This is a genomic window from Metabacillus dongyingensis (assembly GCF_019933155.2).
Taxonomy (GTDB): Bacteria; Bacillota; Bacilli; order Bacillales; family Bacillaceae; genus Bacillus_P; species Bacillus_P dongyingensis.
On sequence record NZ_CP082944.1, the window covers coordinates 2,960,631 to 2,980,526 of the forward strand.

At 37.2% G+C, this 19,896-nt stretch carries 3 protein-coding genes; all 3 read right to left on the reverse strand.

The window, feature by feature from the left end; translation table 11 throughout:
- Positions 1-6 precede the first annotated feature (6 nt).
- Genes K8L98_RS14695 through K8L98_RS14705 form a run of 3 tightly spaced genes read right to left on the reverse strand, consistent with a single transcriptional unit; the run spans position 7 to position 19,893 of the window.
- A complete protein-coding gene (locus K8L98_RS14695) occupies positions 7-12,249 on the reverse strand; it encodes a non-ribosomal peptide synthetase (protein WP_223435748.1) in 12,243 nt (4,080 codons plus the stop codon).
- Positions 12,233-15,388 carry a cyclic peptide export ABC transporter gene (locus K8L98_RS14700; RefSeq protein ID WP_223435749.1) on the reverse strand — a complete coding sequence of 1,052 codons (3,156 nt, stop codon included), beginning with the start codon at positions 15,386-15,388 and terminating at the stop codon, positions 12,233-12,235. Before K8L98_RS14700 ends, K8L98_RS14695 begins: the two co-directional genes overlap by 17 nt.
- Positions 15,389-15,411: 23 nt before the next feature.
- A complete protein-coding gene (locus K8L98_RS14705; RefSeq protein WP_223435750.1) occupies positions 15,412-19,893 on the reverse strand; it encodes a non-ribosomal peptide synthetase in 4,482 nt (1,493 codons plus the stop codon).
- Positions 19,894-19,896: the final 3 nt, after the last annotated feature.

Consider the following 19,896-nt stretch of genomic DNA (forward strand, 5'->3'; position numbering starts at 1 on the left):
TTTGTCTTAGAAATGAAAAGTAACATTTTCAATTTCAGTGTTTTCAACTACTAATCCTTCAATCTTTAATCCTTCTAATTTTATTTCCCTATTGAAACTAACCTTGTCCAGAATAAATAGAAAATCATTTGCGAATTTTTTAATAGTTTCAATATTAAACAAATTACTTGCAAATTCGAGTTCGAAAGAAATGTCTTCATTCCCGTTTTCCACAAATAGCGATAGATCAAATTTAGAAATTTTATTTCTATATTTGATAGGAGTCAATTTTATGTTTCCAATGGTATTCTTGTTGATTTGAACATCTTGAAGAGCAAGCATTGCAGAAAATATAGGGTTTCTTCCTGGCTCTCTCTTTATTTTTAGTTTATCTAAGAGCATATCAAACTGATAATCCTGATTATCATACGCTTTAAGCAAATGCTCCTTAACCTCCGTTAAGAACGTCAGGAAAGATTTATTCTCATTAGGGAAACTTCTTATTGCAATAGTATTGGCAAACATGCCGATGGTATTTTTTAAATCAGAATGCGTTCGTCCTAAAATAGGCAAACCTACAATAATATCTTGCTGTGAGGAATATTTGGATAAAAGAATACTAAAAGCTGCCGACAAAACCATAAAAAGGGTCGTATCCGTTTCCAAACACAGCTTATCTAAGCGTTGCTTTAATTCCTTTCCTCCTTCAAAAATAAAACAATCTCCTTCAAAGCTTTGCATAAGCGGTCTAGGGAAATTTGTAGGCATATTCAATACTGGGAGGTCTCCTGAGAGTATATCTAACCAATACTCTTCCTGCTTACTTGCAGCACTGGTTTTCAAAAACTCGTTCTGCCACCCGGCAAAATCTTTATATTGGATACGATTCTTTTGTATCTGCTGTCCTTGATACAGCTTTGATAACTCGTTTAACATAATACTGACTGAATATCCATCTGAAATCAAATGGTGCATATCCGTCAGCAGCACATGTTTATCACTGCGTAAACGAATGACCATAATTCTGACCAAAGGTGCTTTGCTTAAGTCAAAAGGTGTTATAAATTCATCAATCAAATGAATAAATTCAGCAGCAGGTTCTCCCGTTGAATTAGGAAATAAGTCTCCGTCTAGAACAGAATATTTGATTTCAACTTCCGCATTCTCTTGAATTCGTTGTTTGGGTTCACCTTCTACTACTTCAAAAGAAGTACGCAATGCCTCATGCATCTTGACAATTTCACAAAAAGCATTTTCTAGTTTATCCAGATCGATCTCGCCCTCTAATAATGTTGCTCTCGGCATATTGTAACTTGTGCCAACCCCCTCCATCTGATGAAGTGTATACAACCTTTTCTGCGCAGATGAAAGTTCATAGTATTCATTGTTTTCTAACGGTTGAAGCGATGAATATATATTTTCTGAAGAATTCTTTACATACTTACTCATCTCTCTAACTGTTGGTGCTTTGAATGATACTCGCAACGGGATATTTACATTAAATTGCTTATGAATCTCCGCCGTTAATAGCATTACTTTCAATGAGTTTCCGCCCATTTCAAAAAACGAGTCATTCATACCAACTTTTTCAACATCAAGGACTTGTTCCCATATTTCTGCAATCTTTTGTTCAACTGAATCTCCAGGAGTTTCGTATTCAACTCTAATTAATGACTCACCGGCAATTTCCGAAAGGGCTTTAACATTTAATTTCCCATTCGGGGCCAATGGAATTTTATCCAATTTGATAAAACTAGACGGCATCATGTAGTAAGGGATTTTACTAGAAAGATACTCTCTTATTCCCGATCCGTTCTTACCCTCTTTTAACACAATATAGGCACAAAGATCATTGTTGCCCTCTTTATCTTCTTTGGCAGCTACAATTGCATCCACTACCGAATCATGCTGCAGGAGTACAGAAGTCACTTCCTCAAGCTCCACTCGATATCCTCGAATTTTCAGCTGATTATCCATTCTTCCGAGGAATATAACTTCTCCATCACATGTGAATTTGCCTAAGTCCCCAGTTTTATACAGGTTGATTTTTTCATAGTCAAGAAATGAACCTTTAATAAACTTGTCAGTATTCAGTTCAGTTTGATTCAGATACCCTGTTGTCAATCCTGCTCCGGCAATACAGATTTCCCCGGTTACTCCTATTGGCACAGGTTTCTGATGCTTATCAAGGATGAATATTTTCACGTTATCGATCGGTTTTCCAATGACCGTTCCCTGGAATAAAGGATTAAGTTTGGCAAAATCGACCTTATGGGCTATAGAGCCGATAGTAGTTTCCGTGGGCCCATAATGATTCATTACTTCAGTCTTAGGGTACAAACTGTTAAATTTCTCGATATCAATTGCTTTCATTTCTTCTCCGCCCAAGACCACCAGCCTCAACAACAGACGGTTTTGTTCTTTCTCAATCAAACTGTTGTTTACTAGGTGGGTGAATAGTGAAGGAGTCAGTTTTATAAAACTTATCTTCTGATCTTTTAAATACGTTAGTAGTGATTCTGGAACTGTAAAACTTTTCTTTGGAGCTAAGTGCAGTTCACACCCATTCAATAATGCGGTATACAAACTTGTGTATCCTAAATCAAATGCAAAGGAAGATAACAGCATTGTTTTATCGCTATAAGTTATATTCGCTTCTCGTGTAAACCATGAAATGTAATTGACCAAGCTTTGATTTTTGATTGGTACTCCTTTCGGTGTGCCAGTTGTGCCAGAAGTATAAATAATGTATATCGGGTCATCAAATGCAGTAGTTTCTACTGGGTTTGAAGTATCTTCAGAAAGTAATTCTTTATTATCCAATTCGATAACCTCCTCACAAGCATATTCAATGGAGGTTAACAAATGAGACTGAATCAAAATAGCAGTGGAACCACTAGATTCAATCATAAAATTTATACGTTCATCTGGAAACTCGGGATCAATGGGCAGATAAGTTGCTCCACTTTTAATAATCCCCCATAGTCCAACAACCATTTCAATAGAAGGCTCCGCCAAAAGACCAATCACAGTATTTTGCCTTGCACCCTTCTTGATCAAGTAATTAGCCAGTTGATTGGCCTTCTCGTTTAACTCCTTATAAGTTAGCTTCTTGTGACCAAACACTACTGCAGTACGATAAGGGTGTTTTACCACCTGTTCTTCAAATATACTTTTGATGGTTTTTTCTATTGGGAAAAGGGTACCAGTTTCATTAAAATCCATTATTATATTTTTTTCTTCTGTTGTTACTAGGTCAATCTCCCCGATAGAAATTGTGATGTCATCTGCTATAACCTCGATAATCTTAACAAAGTGTTCAGCCATTCGTTCAATTGTATCTCTGCGAAACAAACCAGTACTGTATTCAAAAACAAAGTGAAGTTTGCCTTTCTGTTCTGTTACTTTTAGCTCCAAGTCAAATTTAGTTGTTCGATTGGTATATTCATATGGTATGATCTCAAAATCATCAATTTGGGCCATTGCCCCATCAACGTTTTCAAAGGCAAACATAACATCAAACAAGGGATGACGGTTTAAATTCTTTCTTAATTGTAACTTATCAACTAGCATCTCAAATGAGTATTCTTGATGTTCAAGAGCCTGAACTGTTTGATTGGCTACTTCTTTCACAAAGTTTTCAAGCGTCATTTCGGGATCAGGATAATTTCTAAGAGCTAGTGTATTTACAAACATACCCACCATATTTTCAAGTTCAGAATGCAGTCTTCCGGCTACTGGAGTTCCTACTACAATATCTTCCTGTCCGCTATATTTAGACAGCAAAACATTGAATGCAGAGAGTAATAGCGAGTACAGAGTAACCCCTTTTTCGATTGAGATTTGGTTTAATTTCGAAGTTAAACTATCCTCTAAATTAAATTTCACTCCATCTCCTTCAAACAGCGGTTCATCCGATCTGCGATAATCTGTTGGCAGATTTAAAAGGGGTATTTCCTGTGAAAATGTTTTAAGCCAGTATTCCTCCTGAGATTTTAATAAACCAGATTCTACCGCATGATTCTGCCAGCCTGAAAAATCTTTATATTGGATTCTTACATTCGGCAAGGTATTTCCTTGATATAGACTTACAAACTCTCTGATTAAAATTCCAATCGATAAACCGTCGGATATTATATGATGCATATCATAAACAAGTAAGAATTTTGAAGGTGACATTTCTACAATTGCCGCTCTGAACAAGGGACCCCGTTCTAAATCAAATGGTTGAATAAAACTTTCGACAACACTGTCCAGATTGTATTCATTCGCATACAGATGTTCCATGTTCCACTCCAAGTTTTCATGGACCTTTTGAATGATGTGCCCATTTGTCTGTGCAAATGATGTTCGTAAACTTTCATGCCGAAGGATTAAAGCTTGAAATGCCCTTTCCAGCTGTAACACATTTACTTTGCCATCAAGAAATACAGCTCCAGAAATATTATAGTTGGTACTAGCACCGCTCAAGCGGCTGACGATATACATTCTCTTCTGTGCAGCGGAAGCCTTATAAAATTCCTGCTGCGCTACTGGGGAAATAGATTGATATGTTTCTTTCTTCCCCATCATTTCTTCAATAAGTAAAGCCAACTCTTTGATGGTAGGAGACTCAAACACTTTCCCAAGTGGAATCTCTACTTCAAATACCCTGTGAATTTCCGAAACAAGCGTAATCGCTTTTAATGATTGACCTCCAATTTCAAAGAAATGATGATTGATTCCCACACCATCAGTTCCCAGTATTTTTTCCCATATACGTACGAGTTCTCGTTGTATTTCATTGTATGGTCTTTCATATCCACCATCTATATCCACTTTTATTTTCGTATGAGCAAGCGACTTTCTATCAATTTTCCCATTTGGACTCATTGGAAGTTTTTCCAGCTGTATGAAAAAGGAAGGGATCATATACTCTGGGATATGATTTCGTAAAAACTTCCTAATACTTGATAAATCATTTGTCATATGTGCGGCTGGGACGTAGAATGCAACAAGGTACTTCTCATTCTTCTCATCATTCTTCACTACAACTACAGAATCTTTTATGTTATCGCATTGGTTCAAAACAACTTCAATTTCACCAATGTCCATTCGATGACCTCTAATTTTTGTTTGGTCGTCCTTTCGTCCTAACACTTCTATGTTGCCATCACGAAGAATTCTGCCCAGATCTCCGGTCCTATAAAGCCTGTTTCCGTAATCTTGATAATAAGGATCTTGAATAAACTTGTCCTTTGTCATCTCAGGATTTTTCAGATAACCTCTGGCCAAGGGCAGACCTCCAATAAATATTTCTCCTTTCACACCAATGGGCAGCGGCTGCATGCTTTCATCAAGTATATAAACACGTCTGTTTGCAAGTGGCCTTCCAACCGGAATATTCCTTAAATTAGCACTCTTAGTTCCATTACCAGATACTCTGTACAAAGTGCTGGTCATTGCTGTTTCAGCAGGTCCATAAGCATTTAATAGAATTACGTGGTCTAAAGATAAGCTTTCCCATATTCCCACTTTTTCTGCTGACATTTGTTCTCCGCCGACTATAACAAGTCTAAGCTTACTATCTGGAATCATTTCAGGACTTATATGCCATTCTTGGATAACTTCCCCCCAATAAGATGTAGGAAGATTCACAACCGAAAGTCCGAGTTCCACACACTTTCGAGAAAACTCGTGAGGAGTCCATATATTCTTATCACGCAGAACAAGAGAACTTCCCGCAGCAAGAGTCGTAAAAATCTGTTCAAGCGAAATATCAAAACTTATTGAAGAAAACTGAAGAACCCGATCCTCTGGTGTAAGCTCATAGCGTTTAACAAGATCGATGGAGTGGCTAACAACCGCTTCATGGGGCATCATTACACCTTTTGGTCTGCCAGATGAACCTGAAGTGTAGATGATATATGCCAAATTATTAGGTTCAATCCGAGATTTTGGCTGTCCTTCAGGCTCTTTAAGCAATGAATCCCATTCCGCATCAAGGCAAATAGTGTGATCTTCATAGCTTCGTATCTTTGGTTTCAGATTGGTTTGAGTAAGCAGCACAGGTACTTGCGCATCATTCAACATCATATTTACCCTATCGCCAGGATAATCAGCGTCAATGGGCAGGAAAGCTCCTCCAGCTTTTAGAATACCCAGAATCCCTACAACCATTTTGATTGAACGTTCGACGTACAGCCCAACAGGCACCTCGGGCCCAACCCCTAGCTTTATGAGTCTATGAGCTAATTTGTTTGAGAGTATATCCAACTCTTTGTAAGATAAACTTTCATCATTCTGTATAATTGCAGATTGGTTTAACCGTGATTTCACTTGAGCTGTAAATAAATCTTGAAAACACTTGTCTTTAGGATACTCCATCGATGCAGGATGACTGTCAATTAAAAGTTTAAGCTCTTTTTCCGATAACATCGAAATTTCACCTAGCTGTCTATTTTCACTTACGATCATATTCCATAGGATATTAATTAAATGTGCAAGTATCTGATTTGCTTCCGTTTCATCTAAAAAGTGACAATCAAACAGGAGCTTAAAATGAAGTTCTGGTTGTAAGTTACAATAGACAACCAAAGGGTAATCCAATTGTTCCTCTACACGTATTGATTTTACGTGAAGAGAACCAATTCCATCTTTTAGAGCAGCGTCAAAAGGATAGTTTTCAACTATTACAATACTTTCATACAGATCATATAAGCCAGAATTCCTTGGTACTTCACTCCAACTTCGTATATCAGCTAAAGAAGTATACTCAAATTGACGCATTTCAGCTTGTTTCAATTGCAAATCCTTAAGCCATGGTATCAAATCGATGTTCGAGTTTACATTTACTCTGAAAGGGAGAGTATTCATAAAGCATCCGATCATAGCATCCGAATTTTTCAAATCAGCTGGGCGACCAGATGAGGTAACACCAAAAGTAATATCTTTTTCTTCAGAGTAGCGATTTAAAAGAATAGCCCATGCTCCCTGAACCAAGGTGTTTAGTGTGATCCGGTGCTTCCTGGCAAAATTCTGGATCAGCTGCTTTTTCTCTTGTGTCACTTCATATACAACATCTCCAAAAGCGGATAACTCATCTGAATCTGCTTTTACAGGGAAAATGTTATCAAATCGTATAGGCGTTTTGAATCCTTTTAACGCCTTTCTCCAATATTGTTCCGCTTTCTTCCCATCCTGTCTGCGTAACCATTTGATATAATCCTTAAATGGAAGTGCATTTCCCATTTCAATTTTTTCACCAGCACAATAGGCTTTATAAAACTCTCCGATCTCCTTAAGGAGTATACTATTACACCAACCATCCAGCTGAAGATGATGATGTGTCCATATCACATCGTAGACAGAATCGCCCCTTTTAACTACCAAAATTCTCATTAGCGGCGGTTTAGTAAGATCAAATCCCCTCTTACGATCATCCTTTATCAATCGTTCTAATTTCTGAAGTCCCTCAATTTCCGAAAGATTCGTCCAATCCAAGACTTGAAAAGGAACTTTTATCTTTTTATGAACAATCTGAACGGGATCTTTCAGTCCCTCCTCCCAGTGGTATGAAGCCCTCAAGCTTTCATGACGATCCAGGATCGTTTGCCATACTCTTTCGAATACCTCGATATCTAAGTTTGATTCTATCGAGAAGACGGTTTGCTCCACCGTTACTGATGAATCAGGTGAGTAGATATGATGGAAAACCATGCTTTGTTGTACAGGTGAAAGTGTATAAATATCTTCTACGGTTTTATATTTCTTTCCCCATTCATCAAGATTCTTTTGATCGATAGAAGCAAGCGGGAAATCAGATGGAGTAAAATATATACTATCATTCGTCTGAAAATACTGGATCAAATGTTTCAGATAATGAACAAAGTCGTTTGCTAATTGCTCAATTGTTTCAGGCAAATGTTTATTAGAACTATACTTCCATTCAATATATAACTTTTTATCAACAATCATACAATCGATTTCAAGTAAATGGCTCCTTATTCCGCTCAAGTCGCGACCAGGTCCCGTATTCACTTCAGAGATCTTAAATAACTGATTTTTCTCAAGTACTTGTTCAAACTGACCTAAGTAGTTAAAGCTTATTTGTGCCCTTGGCTTAGATTCAAATTGTTCACGTATACTCTCTTCTGCCAAGTAGTATAAAATCTCATACCCAATTCCACCTTTGGGTATACCGCGATACCGTTCTTTCACTTTTTTCAATACATCTTCCACATGTATCTCTGGTTCAATATCTCCTAAGATCATCGGATATACGCAGGTAAACCAACCTACGGTCCGAGAAATATCATGCTCTTTTAATAATGGGTGTCTTCCATGTCCTTCTAGATCGACTAGGGTTGTCCCGTTCCATTTTGCCAATGAACTAGAAAGTGCTGAAAGTAGACTGTCATCGATTCTTGTCTTAAAAGAATGGTGCATATCACGCAATAAAAAATCTGTCTCATCCTTTGTTAACATAAGAGAGAATGTACGAGCCGAGTCTTCCGTATTTAACCCACCTTTTATATCAACAGGAATAGGTTTGGAGGCAGGTGGCGTATTCATCTGCCAATAGACGAGTTCACTTTTTAGCTGATCCGAATCTGCATACTCGTAAAGATACTCTGACCACTTTTTAAATGAAAGGCTTTTCAATGGGAGTTGGACAGTTTCACTATTTTCAAGCTGTTCATAAATAGATTGTAGATCATCCATCATGACCCGCCATGAATATCCATCTACTACAAGATGATGTGCTGTTACAAACAACCTTCCTTTTTCCTGATTTCCAAAGTCAAAATATGCTGCTCGGATTAACGGTCCATTCGTGATATTCAACCCATACTGCAGTTTTGAGAAGATCTCTTGCATTTGATCATCTTGCCGGTCAGAAGTATATTCTTCAAATAATACATGCTCATTAGCTTCTGAATATACTTGAACCCACTCACCGTTTCTTTGGTAATACCGAAGTCTGAAGCTATCGTGATAGCTTGTCAGGATGTGAAAACTTTGACTTAACAGTGCAGAGCTTATACCGGGCTGTGTTTCCAGCAGGATTGATTGGTTCCACTGATGATAGTTTCCCAAGTCTTGTTCAAAGAACCACTTTTGAATCGGTGTAAGGAGCACTTCTCCTGTCTCTGGCGTTTTAGTCCCTTCTTCACGCTTACTCTCTTTGCCGTCCACAACACATGCAGCGAGCTCCGCAATGGTCTGATGCTGAAACATCTGACTTACAGTAATCTCTATATCCTTTTGCAGCGCCTTGCCTACTATTTGGATACTTAGAATAGAATCTCCGCCGAGTTCGAAAAAGTTATCTTCTATACTGATTGCTTCCTGTTCAATGCCCAATACAGAAGACCAAACATCCAGCAGATCTTCCTCAATTTTATTAGCAGGAGCTACATACTTTTTGTTTGTTTGGATTTTCGGTGGCGGCAACTTCTTTCGATCAAGCTTGCCTATCGATGTTAAAGGCAGTTTCTCTAGTTGGATGTAATAGGAGGGAACCATATAATCTGGCAATTCTTCAGATAAGTAATCTCTAAGACTTTTCGAATTGATCTGGGCATCTGATACGATATATGCACAAAGCACTTTTTTGCCTTTATCATTTTCCCAATCAATTACTGCCGCATCTTGAATGTGATTATGTTTTAATAGCAGATTATGAATTTCTGCAACTTCAATTCGGTATCCTCTGATTTTGATCTGGTGATCCGATCTCCCGAGAAACTCAATTTCTCCATTTCGATTCCATCTCCCTAAGTCACCTGTTTTATACATCCGCTCATTGGGTATAAAAGGATCATTCATGAATTTGTCATTTGTAGACTCGGGCATATTCAAATATCCTCTGGCCACTCCGGCTCCCGCGATATACAGCTCGCCAGGAATACCAATTGGGCTAAGGTTTTGGTCTTTATCCAAGATGTAGCATCTCACATTTGAAATTGGCTTTCCTAATGATACATTTTCTTCAGAACACTTTATACTTAAGGCATCGACTGTTGTCTCTGCCGGTCCATAATTGTTATACAGTTCATAACCTCTATAAATCAGTTCATCTTTCAATGATTCTTCCAGTCTTTCACCACCGGAGATGACTGTGCGTAAACTCTTCAACTTTCGATTAGTACATAATAATTCTTTTAAAACAGTTGGGATAAAATTAATAATATCAATTTGATGCTGGTCAACATAATCGCAGAAGCTCTCACTGTTTAATATCAAATTCCTTTCGGCTATATGTAATGTCGCTCCGTAAAGAAGTGTCCCAAAAAAATCTTCAATGCTCGGATCAAATACATAATTTGTTAATTGTAATAGCTTCCTATTTTCCGTCATATTAAAAGTATTTCCAAACCACTGAATAAGATTAACCACACTTTGATTCTCTATCATTACACCTTTAGGTTTTCCTGATGTACCTGAAGTGTAAAAAACGGCAAATAAGTCAGCAGGACTGGGATCCAATCTTGGACTAATCGTCTCACCTGAAAACAGACTGGTATCATCCAACAAAAGAATACAATCTTTATGAAATACCCCGATCAGGCAGTTGTTTTTGTTCATTAAATTTTCCTCAGTCAGTATGAACCTGGTTCCACTATCCTGTACCATAAATCTTTTCCGCGGTTCAGGATATTCCGGATCAACAGGTAAATATGCGGCTCCCGCTTTTAAAACAGCAATGATTCCCACAATCATTTCAATGGACGGTTCTGTCATTATGCCAACAATTTCACCTTTTTGTACTCCTTTCCTAAGGAGCACATTTGCAAGGCTGCTGGACATCTCATCCAACTCTTTATAAGTAACAGCGCTCTCTTTATATATCACTGCAATATTATCCTGTGTTTTCATCACTTGATGTTCAAATAATTGGCTAATCGTGTACTCATTTGAATATGTTGTCCGGGTATTATTGAAATCCGAGAGGATTTGCTTTTTCTCTTCGGCAGGTATAATTTCGATTTGTTCTATCTCTTTATCAGGGTTTTTTATTACGTCATCTGTGATTAAAGTAAAGTGTTGAGCCAACCGCTTAATTGTAGATGAGTCATATAATTGTTCATTGTAGCTGAAACATACTTCAACATCTTTGAAAACACTTATGCTGATAGATAAACCATAATTCGTCATTTCAGTTGCGGAGTAGGAGTTGAAAGCAATATCACTTTTTTTGTTTAATACGGATTGATCTAGAGGATAGTTTTCAAAAACGACAATGGTGTCAAAGAGATCCGTTTTCTCATCCAACTCGCCATGTCTTTTAATATCCGGTAAAGAAGTAGTTCCATACAATTCCCAGTTCTGTAATGCGCTGTTTACCGCTTTGATAAGTTCTATAGATGTTTCCCCTGGAGATCTTCTTATTCTTAATGGAATTGTATTGATAAATAATCCAACCATTTCTTCAATTCCATTAAAGACTCCTGCTCTGCCGGAAACAGTTGAGCCAAAAACAATATCATTACTATTAGTGTTCTTTTGAAGTACTATCCCCCACAAGCTATAGATAAGTGAGGCTAGAGTAACTTCATTTTTTGTTGTGAATCCGAGCAGTTCATTTTTAGAGAATCGAATTCGATAATGACGATCGTTTCGAATCGATTTTCTCTTTTTCGACTCCAGCCTTGGCTGTGGGTCAAACCCCTTTAAATAACCTTGCCAGAATTTTTTTTGCTGTTCTTTATCCTGATTTTGGATATATTTAATAAAATCCTTATATTTCTTCTTGATAGGAAGATTGTATTTTACTGAATGACTCAAGCATTGGTAAGCTTTTAAAAACTCTTTCAAAATGATCCCATTACTCCAGCCATCATATAAAATGTGATGATTACTGATAACCATTTCATATTTTTCTTCCGCTAATTTGCACAAGGTGATCCTGAACGGTACATCTCGAAGATCGATTTTTTTTTCTCGATCCTTGATTATTATTTCCTCAAGAAGGGCACTTTTTTCTGTTTCATCTTTATGCTGTAGATCGATTATTTCTATATAGGGCTTATGCTCTTTCAATACGATCTGGACAGGAGCTTTTAATTTTTCCCACCGAAACAATGTACGCAGCTGCTCATTGGTTTGGATAACAGACTCCCATGCTCTCATAAAGAATGACTCGTTTATATCTCCTGAAACCTCTAGGCATATCTGTTCGAAGTACACATCACTATGCGGATCTTTTAAATAATGGAACAAAATCCCCTCCTGTATTGGTGTCAGGCTAAGAATGTCTTCCACATTTTGTTTATCCAATTTTGCCATCAGTAAGCTCCTCCTTTAGATGATCATGTTGCACTTCATCCACAACCTTTCCGCTTTCCATCTTGATTACCTTATCTGCAAGATGGAAGTACCTGTCGTCATGAGTAATAGCAATGACACATTTTCCTTGGGCCTTTAAATCAGGCAATAGCTCCATATAGAAAAAATATCTAAATTCGGGATCCTGATCAGCTGCCCATTCATCAAATAGATAAATAGGTTTGTCTTCCAAATAAGAGATTAACAATGCTAACCTTTTCCGCTGACCCGTAGAAAGTTTTGTTGTACTAAATTCCCCATTTTGAATTTGTATTTTTTCATCGATACGCAGTATTTTTAAATACTTTTTTATTTCTTCTTGTTTCGAGCTGCAATCAATTCCATAGACTTTTGTAAACAAATAGTAATCACTAAATATCGCTGAATATAGTTCCTTTAACTCTTTTTGGCTTATTTTTTGATTGTTGACGAATATGTCTCCGCTCTTGTTGGTATACAGACCTGTAATCAGTTTTGCAAGAGTTGATTTGCCGCTTCCATTCCCGCCTGTTATGAAAACAATCTCACCTGATTTTAATTGGAGGTCAATTGGACCTACCTGGAAAGATTCTTCATGATCACTATCGTATTGATATTCTAAATTTTCGAACTCCAGTTTCAGTCTTAAAGGAGTTTTCAATATACTGATTGTTTCTTTTTTATCAGCTTCATCCGCATTTAGACTCTCAGAAAAAGCTTTTATCCTCTTCCAGCTGATTTTCATCTGAATAGCGTTTGGAATAGCATTAAGTATGCTATGAATTGGCCCTGTCATATAAAGAAAAACAAAAACATAACTCCTTAAGAACTCGCTCTGCACCTCTTTAAACAGAATGGGAAAAAGGAATGTAACGGCCCCGATCACCAAAACAAACAGCAATTCACCAATAATAAAGACATTGGCAAATTTAAGGCCGCCCTTAATCCGTTTATCCTTATACTCACCACAGCTTTCTTTCATGTCCTCTCTAAACTCTTCTCGTTTTGCCTTTCCGATACTCAACTCTTTATAACCGCCAATGAGGTCGTTGATATATCTAAAAAAGGTGTTTTGAATATTCCGTGTTTGTTCCCAAAGATTATTGGCTGATCTTCCGGCTACATAGTACATGCCTGCTGCAACAAGAATGACCCCAATTGAAATAAGAAGTCCGAACACATTAATTACACCCAGATAAACCAAACAACACAAGAGTGTAATTGAATCGGTCAGACCGGTGATAATTGCAGGAGCATGGTTACTGATGGCTTCTGTGTCATTATTTAATATGGTCTGAATTTTTTCGGATTCCATCCGTTCGATTTTCTCATATGGGTTATTTAAGATTTTGTCTAATAGAATAAGCCTTTGTTCATAAATCAGATTATTTGTAAGAGTGATTAACTGAGTTCGAACCAGCTTTTGTGCAAGTACATAAATGATGATTCCAAGCACAAAATATAAAAACAGACTATTGTTTGAATCGTTGCTGCTATTTAAAGCTTCATTGATGATAAATATGATCATCGCATTTCCAAAACCACTAGTTACGCTCAACACAAAGAGCGGGAATAAATTCTTATTTTTATATAAAGGAAAGATGGTTATAAGCGACAAGTAAATAGAAAACAATACAATTCCAATTAGAGTAGCCCAAGCCGCCAAACTCATGCTGTCAGGTGCCCATACGTTTACAAAATCCCAAGTAAGCCCTGTAAAAAATACAGATGGAACTTTAAAAAGGGAATACCCGGCAAACAAAGAAAACACAACCATAATAAATGGAACTCCAATGCGTTTAACTCTATTTTCTTCCAGATTCCTCTTTTTCTGATACACCTGAATGATTATTTGAAAAATAAAATATAGGGTAAGGCACGAAAAAGGAATCATAAACAAAAGTAAGGTAAAAGAAAAAGCATCAATGCTCTTATACATATCTTTTGTATTATTTACTAATTCCTTCTCTGAGAGAATATCGATGATTCCTTGGCCAATGTTTTGAGTATAAGAGGAGTTCATGTTGGCCATGACTGCAACACCTATCTTTTCCTGAGGACGAAATACAATAAAAGACGAAAAATTAGGATTGCTTCCAGCATGGGAGATCTCGCCGGAACCGTTTTGGTATACTTCCCAACCTCCCGCATAGGAAGAGCCATCCGCAGAAGGTGGAACCGAGCGGTTAGGTATATGCGTCTTTTGAATCGCCTTTTGCTGGCCATCACTTAACTTATACATCCCAAACTGCATACGAAGCCACTTTTCCATATCATCTGCATTTGAAATAAAATAACCTGCAGGGGTGTTCCCGCGATAAATAGGTGCATTGAACTCTTTAGGCCTTAAAAAATTGATTTTGTAACCCTTAGACATTTCATATTTGGCAGCCTTTTCTCTGAACAAATAAGTATTATCCATTTCAAATGGGACTAATATGTTATTTTCAATGTATTTCTCAAATGATTGATTCGTTACTGTTTGTATAACTAAACCTAGAATGTCATAGTTGATGCTTGCGTAAGTAAATTGCTCACCTGGGTAAGTCTCCAATTTTTTATTTATCAGCTTTCTAACGGTGTTTTCCAGCGCATCATCGTCATTTGCGACTGGGATGTCTCCTATCGTTTGAAACGGAATTCCACTCGTATGATATAAGAGCTGTTCAAGTGTTATATCAACATTCTTATTGAGTTGCTGACCTTTATACTCACCCACATATTTCATTTGAAACCAGGGCAAATACTTTTTGACTGGTTCTTTCAAATCTATTAAGTTTTTTTCGGCAAGCGTATAGATTGCTAGAGCTGTAAATGACTTACTATTCGAGCCAATTTCAAATAAAGTTTGATCCGTTGCTGGTTGTTTTGTTTTTATGTCGGAATACCCAAAACCTTTTTTATAAACAGCTTGGTCCCCTTTGACTACTACCACTGACATACCTGGAATTTTGCCTTCCTTCATTTGCTTTTTAATGAATGAGTCCAGCTTTTTTCCATAGTCATCGGATAAACCGGCAGATACTCTATCATTCTCTGCATTTCCTATCTGTATTCCAGCAGTCATCTGCAATTGCAATAAGACTACAAGGGCAATCAAAACGATTTTTATTCTAATCATGACTGAATCTTTCCTCCCCTGCCTCATAGGTTAAATATATTTTCCAGCTCTTCACTTGAGAGGTTTGCAGTTTCGAAATCAGATGGAGTAAATTCAGAATGATTCCTTTGGCAACAATGTTGAATCAAATCTCTTAATTGAATCGTATAATCTCTAACAAACTCCGATATGGTTTCACATTTAAATTTGTTACGGCTATACGTGACTGATAAATTTAACTTTTTATCCACTGTGTATGCAACGATATCCACCAAACAATCCATTGCATTTGAATGACAGGTATCTCGGCCAGAGTATTCCTCAGCAAATTCAAATATTCCATTTGAAAATGACGCATTAAAATCACCCAGATAGTTAAATCGGACGTATTTTTGATTGTCAAACCTCAATTCATCCGAAATGTATTTCAAAACTCCATGACTCAAACCTTTTCTGGGAATACTGCGCAATTGATCCTTTAATTGCTTGATCTGCTGTGATATATCTGTATTTTCTACCTTCAGCAGAATCGGATATAAGCTCGTAAACCATCCAACAGTTCTTGATACATCTATTTCCTCAGATAAGTCTTCACGCCCGTGCCCTTCAACTTCAATGATTACTTCATTCTTTTTGATATAGTCAGACAACACCATTGAAAGTGCTATAATCATCAATTCGTCAGCTTTTGTTCGATAGGCTTCATTTGCTTTTTGAAAAAGTTGTGCCGTTTCTTCTTCTGATAATTTTTGATCAAATGTCTCGCAATCCTCCATGCGATCAGGTCCTAAGTCAAAATCTGAAAATGTTTCCTCCCGAGATTGATAAACATGATTCCAATATTGTTTTTCCTTGTCTGGGATTTTTTTGCTTAACTTTTCCAATTCAACGCCCCAATCTTGCACCGAATTGTCTTTTGGCGGCAATAAAGCAATCTCCTTATTCTCCATCTGATTATATAATCGGTTCATATCTTCAAAAATAATACGCCAAGATATCCCGTCTACAGCCAAATGATGTGCCGCCATCAAAAACCTTTTACCCTGATCCCCCAGATCGAATATACACGCTTTAAGCAGAATATCGTTTTCAATATTAAAGCTCGATTTTAACTTTTCTCCAATTTTTGCTATATGATTGTTCTGATCTTGCACCGAATAGCATGATAAATCAAAGAATTTCAATTCAAACTTCTGATCGAGATGTTTCTCGTTATAATATAACTTCTCCGTTTGGATCATATAATTCAATCGGAAAGAGTCATGATGGCAAACCAATAATTGCAGAGCGGATTCAAGCATTTGCATATTAATATCATCTTTCACCTTCAATAATACAGACTGCGTATAATGATGGATGTTATCTAATTTTTGTGAGAAAAACCAAGATGCAGATGGAAGTGACTGAACACTGCCAACGCATGGTTGATTACTCTCATGCAAATTTTTAGCGGTTGTTTCTAAATGTAAAGCCATGTCTTCTATTACAGGATTAGACAAAATATCTTTTGTTTTAATTTTTAGTCCTTTCTCACTTAGCCTGGAAGCTATCTGAATTGCTTTGATTGAATCTCCGCCTAGATGATAGAAGTTGTCCCGCATCCGCACTTTATCTACAAGTAACACCTGACGGATGATACTTAGTAGATCTTCTTCTATTGCAGCATTAGCTGCATGGCGTTTCGCAATTACAGGTTCAGGCAAAGCATCCCTATCAACTTTTGCATTAATTGTCAGCGGAATTTCTTTCAAAGGAATAAAATGAGAAGGAATCATAAATGCCGGCATAAATTTCTTTAAATATCTGAATAACTCTGTAGCAGTAACCTCATTTTTCTCTATGTAATAAGCACAAAGATAATTTCCATCATGGTTCTCCCGATCGACCACTACTGCATCCCTGATACTCGGATGGTTTAATAAATTTCTTTCAATTTCACCTAGTTCTATCCGAAAACCGCGGACTTTAATTTGATTATCCGCTCTTCCCAGGAATTCAATCTTGCTCTCATCCATAAACCTGGCTAAGTCACCTGATCTATACATCCGCTCTTCTGAAGAAAATGGATTCGGTATGAATCTATCACGTGTCAAATCTAGTTTGTTTAGGTACCCCCTCGCAACGCCGTCTCCAGAAATATAGATTTCCCCTACAGCACCCACTGGAACATGACGGAGATCAGAGTCTAACAAGTATATCTTCGTATTTTGTGCAGGCATGCCAATTGGCACCGATGTTCCTAGATCCTTTTCAACATCGAATTGATGAATCATACACCCGACAACTGTTTCTGTAGGCCCGTATTCATTGAATATTTTGACATCTCTGCCGAAGCGATTCTGAATGCTTTTAGCAAGGCTTACCGTTAAATCTTCTCCTCCAACAATAAACTTTTTGATAGAACTTATCTCTGAATCCACATCTTGTAAGAGGGATAAATGGGATGGAGTTAATTTGACAATACTTACTTTGCCTTCCCTAAGCATTTTATATAGGACATGTTCATTTTCATCAGCAGGATAAATGACAATTTGATTGCCGCTAATTAGTGGGGTAAATATAGACGTAACCGTGAGATCAAAAGCAAGTGAAGAATAGAAAGGAAACACTTCGTCTTGACTTGATTCCACATATACGTTCTTCGCCCAACAAGTATAGTTAACCAATCCTTGATGCTCGATCATCGTCCCTTTAGGAGTTCCAGTAGAACCCGATGTGTATATAATGTATGCGAGGTCAGATGGGTCACTCAGAGCATTAATATTAGAAGACTTACCCTCATAAAGATTTGCTGAATGAAGCTGAACAACTTCCACTTTGTGTGGGGAAATGTTCCATCGATTTAAGACATCAAAGTTAGTCAGCAGCATAGAAATACCCGAGTCTTCCAGCATATAATTGATTCGTTCAGATGGATAGTCAGGATCGAGAGGCAAGTATGCTGCTCCCGCTTTCACAATCCCTAGAATTCCAATGATTGTTTCCAGTGAGTGCTTGGTTGATATTCCGACAATTGTACCTTTTTTCACATTTTTCTTTAATAGATACCTCGCCAATTGATTCGATTTTTCATTTAATTCACGATAGGTAAGTTCCTCGTTTCCCAAGTTAAGAGCAACTTTGTCAGGGGTCCTTGCTGCCTGCTCTTCAAAAAGCTGGTAAATAGTCTTATCCTTGGGGTAATCCGAATCCGTTGCATTGAATTCGACTATTAATTTATTCCTTACGTCTTCTGATAAAAGTTCCAGTTCCCCAAGCTTTCTATCAGGAAATTGAAGCATTTTTTCTGCTAAATGGGTGAAGGAAAGATACATTTGTTCTATTTGTTTTTCTTCATATTCTTGGATCTTATAGTCGATATCTAAATTGAATCCTCCTGATTTAGACCACTCTCGAATAATCAGCTGGAGCGAATAAATCTGATTTCCGTTGTAGAATTCTTCATTTTCTGCTGGAATACCACCAAGTTCATTCGGAAGGTTTGTGTTGTAATAATTAATACATGCATCAAACAAATCACCATAGCCTTTTTTCTTCAATCCCAAATCTTGTACAAGTAAATCGTAAGGATATTTTTGATGGTAGTAACAGCGAATTAATTCACGGTTAATATCTTTGATAAATTCTCGAACCGTCATTTCCACATCGACAGAGTGCCGGAAGGGCATAGTACTCGTTAACATCCCTACGATATTTTTTTCTTTTTTCCCGGATCGATTAAGTACTGGCATTCCAACAATCAAATCCTCCTGCTTCGTTAATTTTTGAAGGTAGATATAATACAAACCAACAAAAAAAGCATACACAGAAACATTGTGGTCAGCAGCAAATTGTTTGATTCCGTTAGATTGACTATTCGGAAAACAATATGTCTTTCTATTCCCCTCTGCACATTCTAACTCCCTCTTCTGGATCGGAATTGGAAGTGTGCTGAATTTCTCATTCCAAAATTGTTTATTCTTCATAAATCGCTCAGATGCTAGGTATGATTGTTCTTTTTTGAGACAGAGAGTATAAGAGTCTCTGTGCTGATCGATTATTTTTTCACCTTTTAAAAGCCTCATATACGTATCGAAAATCTGTTCCGTTAAAAGATTCATAGACCATCCATCAGAAATGATATGATGAACCTTAACAAAGTAACCGCTATCGTTAGTATCTCGCACTTTAAACATTGCAAAATCGAATAGATCGCAATCATGAATAGTGAAAGGTTTCCCCGCCTCTTGTTGAACCCAGGCGTCCAAATCCTCCCGACAATTAAAAACAACATTAAGTACGTCTATCTTTTGGTATTTTTCCACGTATTGCCGTACTTCCTCGTCTGTTTCTATAAAACGATGTCTCATTCCGTCGTTATTTTTCACAAAACTATTAATTGCTTTCTCCAGGAAGGTAAAATCCAGCTCCCCTTTTATCGTTACTACTCCACCAATATTATGCAGTGGTTGATGAGCGTTGATTTTCTCCATATACCAAATTCTTTTTTGGGGATGAGTTAGCGAATAATACTCTGTATGATTCATATA

Excerpts from the sequence above, each read along its gene's own strand:
- K8L98_RS14695 (WP_223435748.1), bottom strand. The coding sequence starts at position 12,249 with ATGGCAAAATTGGATAAACAAAATGTGGAAGACATTCTTAGCCTGACA.
- K8L98_RS14705 (WP_223435750.1), bottom strand. The coding sequence starts at position 19,893 with ATGAATCATACAGAGTATTATTCGCTAACTCATCCCCAAAAAAGAATT.
- K8L98_RS14700 (WP_223435749.1), bottom strand. The coding sequence starts at position 15,388 with ATGATTAGAATAAAAATCGTTTTGATTGCCCTTGTAGTCTTATTGCAA.